Here is a 4,866-nt window from a genome sequence, read left to right as displayed (position 1 = left end):
ACTGTTTTCCCAGTGAAGCTTTCTCCTTTGGTAGCCAACATACTTTGTGCAAAATATACATCTCCATATCCAGTCGCTTCCGGACGGATTAATGAACCTCCGAAAGAAATTCCTTTACCAGTTAAAACTCCGGTAAATTCGTTTACTAATCTTTTGTATTGACCGAACATGTATCCAACTTCTCTTCCGCCAACACCAATATCTCCAGCAGGTACGTCAGTATCGGCACCAATATGTTTTGATAATTCTGTCATGAAAGATTGGCAAAAACGCATTACTTCGTTGTCTGATTTTCCTTTTGGATCAAAATCAGCTCCTCCTTTTCCACCACCCATTGGCAATGTAGTCAAACTATTTTTGAAGGTTTGCTCGAAAGCCAAGAATTTCAAAATACTTAAGTTTACTGAAGGATGGAAGCGAATTCCTCCTTTATATGGTCCGATAGCCGAATTCATTTGAATACGGTATCCTCTATTTACTTGTGTATCACCTTTATCATCTACCCAAACTACTCGGAACATAATGATACGATCTGACTCGACCATTCTTTCCAAAATCATTTTATTTTGGTATTTTTTATTTTGTTCGATGAAAGGAATTACTGTTTCAGCAACTTCAGTAACAGCTTGCATAAATTCCGGCTCGTTCGGATTTTTTTTGGCAACCAATTCTATAAAATCTGTAATACTTTGTGACATGATCATTAAATTATAAACGTTTCAAAAACGTTTCCGTTAGTTTTGCAAAGATACATGTTATTCAAATATTTTAACTTTTTTTGTGCATGATTACAATAAAATTATCTTTTTATTAATCATTTATAAAAAATTCAACACAAGGCATATTGTTTTTACGAAATCGATGTAGTTTTCGTAAAGAATAGAATAATATTCACTTATTTTTTATTTTGACATTATTATTATTTTCTGTAGTTGTAGTTTTTATATCTTTGCTTCGTTTTGAAAATATCACCTACCTATGATCAAACTTAAACTATTTGTATTATTCTTACTAATCGGCCTACCCCATAATTCCTTTTCCCAACTTGGAATTACGCACGAAATTGGCGTTATCACTGGTCGAGTTGAGTTTCGATCGGACTATGGACAACGAGATGACACCAAAACCAATTTTGAAAATCAGGGATTTGGAATCGCCATTGTTGACTATATGAACTTCTCATATACAGACAACGTCAATCTTTATTTCAAAGAGCATTTCAAAGTAAGATCCGAACTTTCGTACAGCAAAACCAATTTGAAACACTATGGTAAATGGGTTGAAAAGAATTCACCAGCTGCGCAACGTCTTAAAGGAATGAGAGGTTCCACCGAATTATTTGGTTTAGGAATGCAACTTGAATATAATTTCAAACATATCCATGATTTTGAGAGAGAAATTGGCAGTTGGGCTCCTTACATTAGTTTGGGACCACAAATCAGTTATTATAATGCTACTGCTACTTCTACTTTGGGAGAAATGGGCGACCCACTTATTACTCCTGCAAAATATTTAATTCCTTCAGATGGGCATCCTCATGGATATTCTAATGAAAGTAAAGCGGTGTTTTCTGCAACCTTGAATCTTGGAACTCGTTACAAATTAACAACAATGTCTGATCTTATTCTTGACATAAGAGCTCAATATTTCGCTTCGGATTGGGTTGATGGCCTTAATCCAAATAAAGATTTATTCAAGGAAAACAAGCAAAATGATTGGCTTACTTTTGTCGGCTTAGGCTATATTTATTATTTGGACAATTAAAAAATCATATATTCAAAAAAAATCCCAACTCTTATTTTTATTAAGGTTGGGATTTTTTCTTTTTATGCCAATGCTTGATTTAAATCGGCAATTAAGTCCTCGGCATCCTCTATACCAACGCTCAAACGAACCATATCATCAGTAATTCCAACTTCTTTTCGTTTGTCTTCCGGAATCGACGCATGAGTCATTAATGCCGGATGATTGGCTAACGATTCTACACCACCCAGAGATTCTGCCAGTGTAAACACTTTTAGTTTTTCCAAAAACTGTACGGCTTCTTCTTTTTTACCTGATACAAATGTAAAAGAGACCATTCCTCCAAAACCGCTCATTTGCTTTTTGGCAATTTCATGATATGGATGACTTGGTAATCCCGGATAATAAACAGTTTTTATTTTAGGATGATTGCTCAAAAACTCAACTACTTTGGTTCCATTTTCACAATGTCTTTGAACTCTCAAATGCAGTGTTTTTATTCCTCTTAATACTAAAAAGCTGTCCATTGGACCAAGAGTTGCCCCTGTCGCAAATTGTTGAAAATGCAATTGATTACCCAACGCTTCGTCTTTTACAATCAAAGCACCAGCAATTACATCCGAGTGCCCTCCCAAATATTTTGTAGCCGAATGCATAACAATATCAGCCCCCAAGTCCAAAGGCTTTTGTAAATAAGGCGTAGCAAAAGTATTGTCAACGGCAAAAAGGATATTATTCGCTTTGGTTATTTTGGCTATTTCTTGAATATCGGCCAATTTCATTAAGGGATTGGTTGGAGTTTCTACCCAGACTAATTTGGTGTTTTTATTAATTAACGACCTGAATTTATCCAAATCATTCATGTCAACAAAATGAAACACAATTCCACTATCTTTATAAATACGGGTAAACATTCTGTAGGTTCCGCCGTATAAATCATCCATAGCGATGATTTCATCACCCGCCTTAAACGATCTTAAAATACAATCGGTAGCTGCCAGTCCTGATGAAAAAGCCAATCCACGAGCTCCATTTTCAATACTGGCCAATGCCATTTCCAAAGCAGTTCGCGTTGGATTTGCCGCTCTACTGTATTCGTAATCCGGATTTAAAGGTTTTCCCGGACTTGTTTGCACAAATGTGGAAGTTTGATAAACGGGAGGCATTACTGCTCCTGTACTAGGGTCATGATGTTGTCCACCATGAATTACTTTGGTATTGAATTTCATTGTTTAATTTTTTGATTGTTTGTTAGTCACATCTAACCTTTTATTTTTCTAAAAGTTTATACAAACTTTCTGATGCTCATCATTATTCCGATATGCAGCCCTTCGTGAAAGTTATTGAATTCAATAGCACCTACAGCGCTTTTCAAAATAAATCCTGTAGATGTTGGATATTCTTGATAATTTACAAAAATGCCATTATTGTAATCTACTTCCAATTTATGTAAAGTATCAAACAACAATTCTTTTATTTCTTCTGCCTCTGCTTGCGTAACATCTTGTTCTGGCTTAGTCCCTTTTTTATATTTTTCTACCATTGCATCCGAAACCATCATCGGCAATCCTGATAATTTATAAACTAATAATTGCTGCGTCACAACAATGTGACCAATATTCCAAATTAAATTATTACTGAATCCTTCTGGAACTTTATTCAATTGTTCTAATGTATAATTTTCAAAATAAGCATTTAGCATTTTTCTGCTAGTACTGTTAACTTCAAATGTATCTTTCATATTTTTAATTTTTGCATAAAATTAAACATTTTAAATGTCAAATGTTTTCCTTTGCATTTAGAAAATAGAAAAATAATGAATAAAATATACTATCTCGCTTCTTGTGACACTTGTCGAAAAATCATAAAATCACTTCCAAAAGACCATGATTTGGTTTTTCATGACATCAAACAAAACCCAATTACTGTTGAAGAATTAGAGGAAATGCATGAACTTTCTGGAAGTTACGAATCGCTGTTTAGTAAAAAAGCACAATTGTATAAATCCATGGATTTAAAAAACAAATCTCTTACCGAAGATGATTTTAAAAAATACATTTTGGAACATTATACCTTCTTGAGTCGTCCTGTTTTTATTATCAATGACAAAATATACATTGGCAATACACAACAAAATATTCTTCAAGTAATGAAAGCATTGGGTTAATGTCAAAAAGAAATCTTGCCTTATTAGGTGCAACTTTTGTTTCCATAATTTACGGCGTTACTTTTACAATTGCCAAAGATGTTATGCCAAAACACATCGATGCTTATGGATTCATCCTTTTACGTGCTGGTGGCTCCATGCTTTTGTTTTGGTTCGTTTGGCTTTTTATACCAAAAGAAAAAATTGCACTCAACGATTTTCCCAGAATAATAGCTGCTGCTTTTTTTGGCGTAGCGTTTAATATGTTGACTTTTTTCAAGGGCCTGAGTCTGACCTCTCCTATTTCGGCGGCTGTAATTATGGTTTCAACTCCAATGATTGTGTTGGTACTTTCAGCCATTATCATGAAAGAGCGCATGAAAAAAAGAATGGTTCTTGGAATTATTCTCGGTTTGATTGGAACCGCTTCTTTAATCCTTTATGGAAAATCAATAGGCGACGCATCTCAATCCGGACTGGGTAATTTTCTGGTTTTGATCAATGCTATTTCGTATGGATTTTATCTGATTATCGTCAAAAAATTAATGAATAAATACAGTGCCTTTACATTTGTAAAATGGATTTATTTGTTTGGATTTATAATGGTTTTGCCTTTTGGGTGGAGTGAATTTTCGACTGTGGACTGGACTGTTGTTCCTACTGACATTTATTGGAAAATAAGTTTTGTGGTCGTGATTTCGACTTTCCTGACCTATTTGTTAAACTTGCTTTCGATGAAGGAATTGAAACCCACCACGGTAGCTGTTTTTATTTACCTGCAACCTTTATTTGCTTCTATTTTTGCGATTAGTTTAGGAAAAGACACCTTGAATATGGTTAAAATTGGTTCTGCTCTATTGATCTTTTCCGGAGTCTATTTGGTTACTATGAAGAAGCATTAATTACAATTTTGCAACATCATTTGGGGTATTCAAAACAGGCATTTATTTTATTATATTTACATAAAAACAGCCAAT

At 34.3% G+C, this 4,866-nt stretch carries 6 protein-coding genes; 3 read left to right on the top strand and 3 right to left on the bottom strand.

Features of this window, described 5'->3' with window-relative positions; genetic code table 11:
* Positions 1–698: Glu/Leu/Phe/Val dehydrogenase dimerization domain-containing protein (locus VFS71_RS16930; RefSeq protein ID WP_326402765.1), on the bottom strand; the 698-nt coding region annotated here is incomplete at its 3' end.
* A 280-nt stretch (positions 699–978) separates the two neighbouring features.
* Between VFS71_RS16930 and VFS71_RS16925 the strand changes: the two genes are divergently transcribed.
* Positions 979–1,764, top strand: a complete 786-nt coding sequence (locus tag VFS71_RS16925) for a THC0290_0291 family protein (protein ID WP_326402764.1) — start codon at positions 979–981, stop codon at positions 1,762–1,764.
* Between the two features lie 62 nt (positions 1,765–1,826).
* On the opposite strand, the gene VFS71_RS16920 is transcribed toward VFS71_RS16925, so the two are convergent.
* Entirely contained in the window at positions 1,827–2,972 is a 1,146-nt protein-coding gene (locus tag VFS71_RS16920; RefSeq protein ID WP_326402763.1) for a cystathionine gamma-synthase, read from the bottom strand.
* Between the two features lie 56 nt (positions 2,973–3,028).
* On the bottom strand, positions 3,029–3,484 hold the full coding sequence (locus VFS71_RS16915) for a DinB family protein (protein WP_326402762.1): 456 nt from the start codon (positions 3,482–3,484) through the stop codon (positions 3,029–3,031).
* Between the two features lie 75 nt (positions 3,485–3,559).
* On the opposite strand from VFS71_RS16915, the gene VFS71_RS16910 reads away from it, so the two are divergent.
* A complete protein-coding gene (locus tag VFS71_RS16910) occupies positions 3,560–3,910 on the top strand; it encodes an arsenate reductase family protein (RefSeq protein WP_326402761.1) in 351 nt (116 codons plus the stop codon).
* On the top strand, positions 3,910–4,791 hold the full coding sequence (locus tag VFS71_RS16905) for a DMT family transporter (protein WP_326402760.1): 882 nt from the start codon (positions 3,910–3,912) through the stop codon (positions 4,789–4,791). Before VFS71_RS16910 ends, VFS71_RS16905 begins: the two co-directional genes overlap by 1 nt.
* Positions 4,792–4,866: the final 75 nt, after the last annotated feature.

It is taken from the genome of Flavobacterium sp. (assembly GCF_035760125.1).
GTDB lineage: Bacteria > Bacteroidota > Bacteroidia > Flavobacteriales > Flavobacteriaceae > Flavobacterium.
The sequence above is the reverse complement of the archived record's forward strand: the minus strand, read 5'-3'. Positions and strand labels throughout refer to the sequence as shown.

Coding starts and splice junctions, on each gene's coding strand:
- VFS71_RS16925 (WP_326402764.1), top strand. CDS start 979: ATGATCAAACTTAAACTATTTGTATTATTCTTACTAATCGGCCTACCC.
- VFS71_RS16920 (WP_326402763.1), bottom strand. CDS start 2,972: ATGAAATTCAATACCAAAGTAATTCATGGTGGACAACATCATGACCCT.
- VFS71_RS16915 (WP_326402762.1), bottom strand. CDS start 3,484: ATGAAAGATACATTTGAAGTTAACAGTACTAGCAGAAAAATGCTAAAT.
- VFS71_RS16910 (WP_326402761.1), top strand. CDS start 3,560: ATGAATAAAATATACTATCTCGCTTCTTGTGACACTTGTCGAAAAATC.
- VFS71_RS16905 (WP_326402760.1), top strand. CDS start 3,910: ATGTCAAAAAGAAATCTTGCCTTATTAGGTGCAACTTTTGTTTCCATA.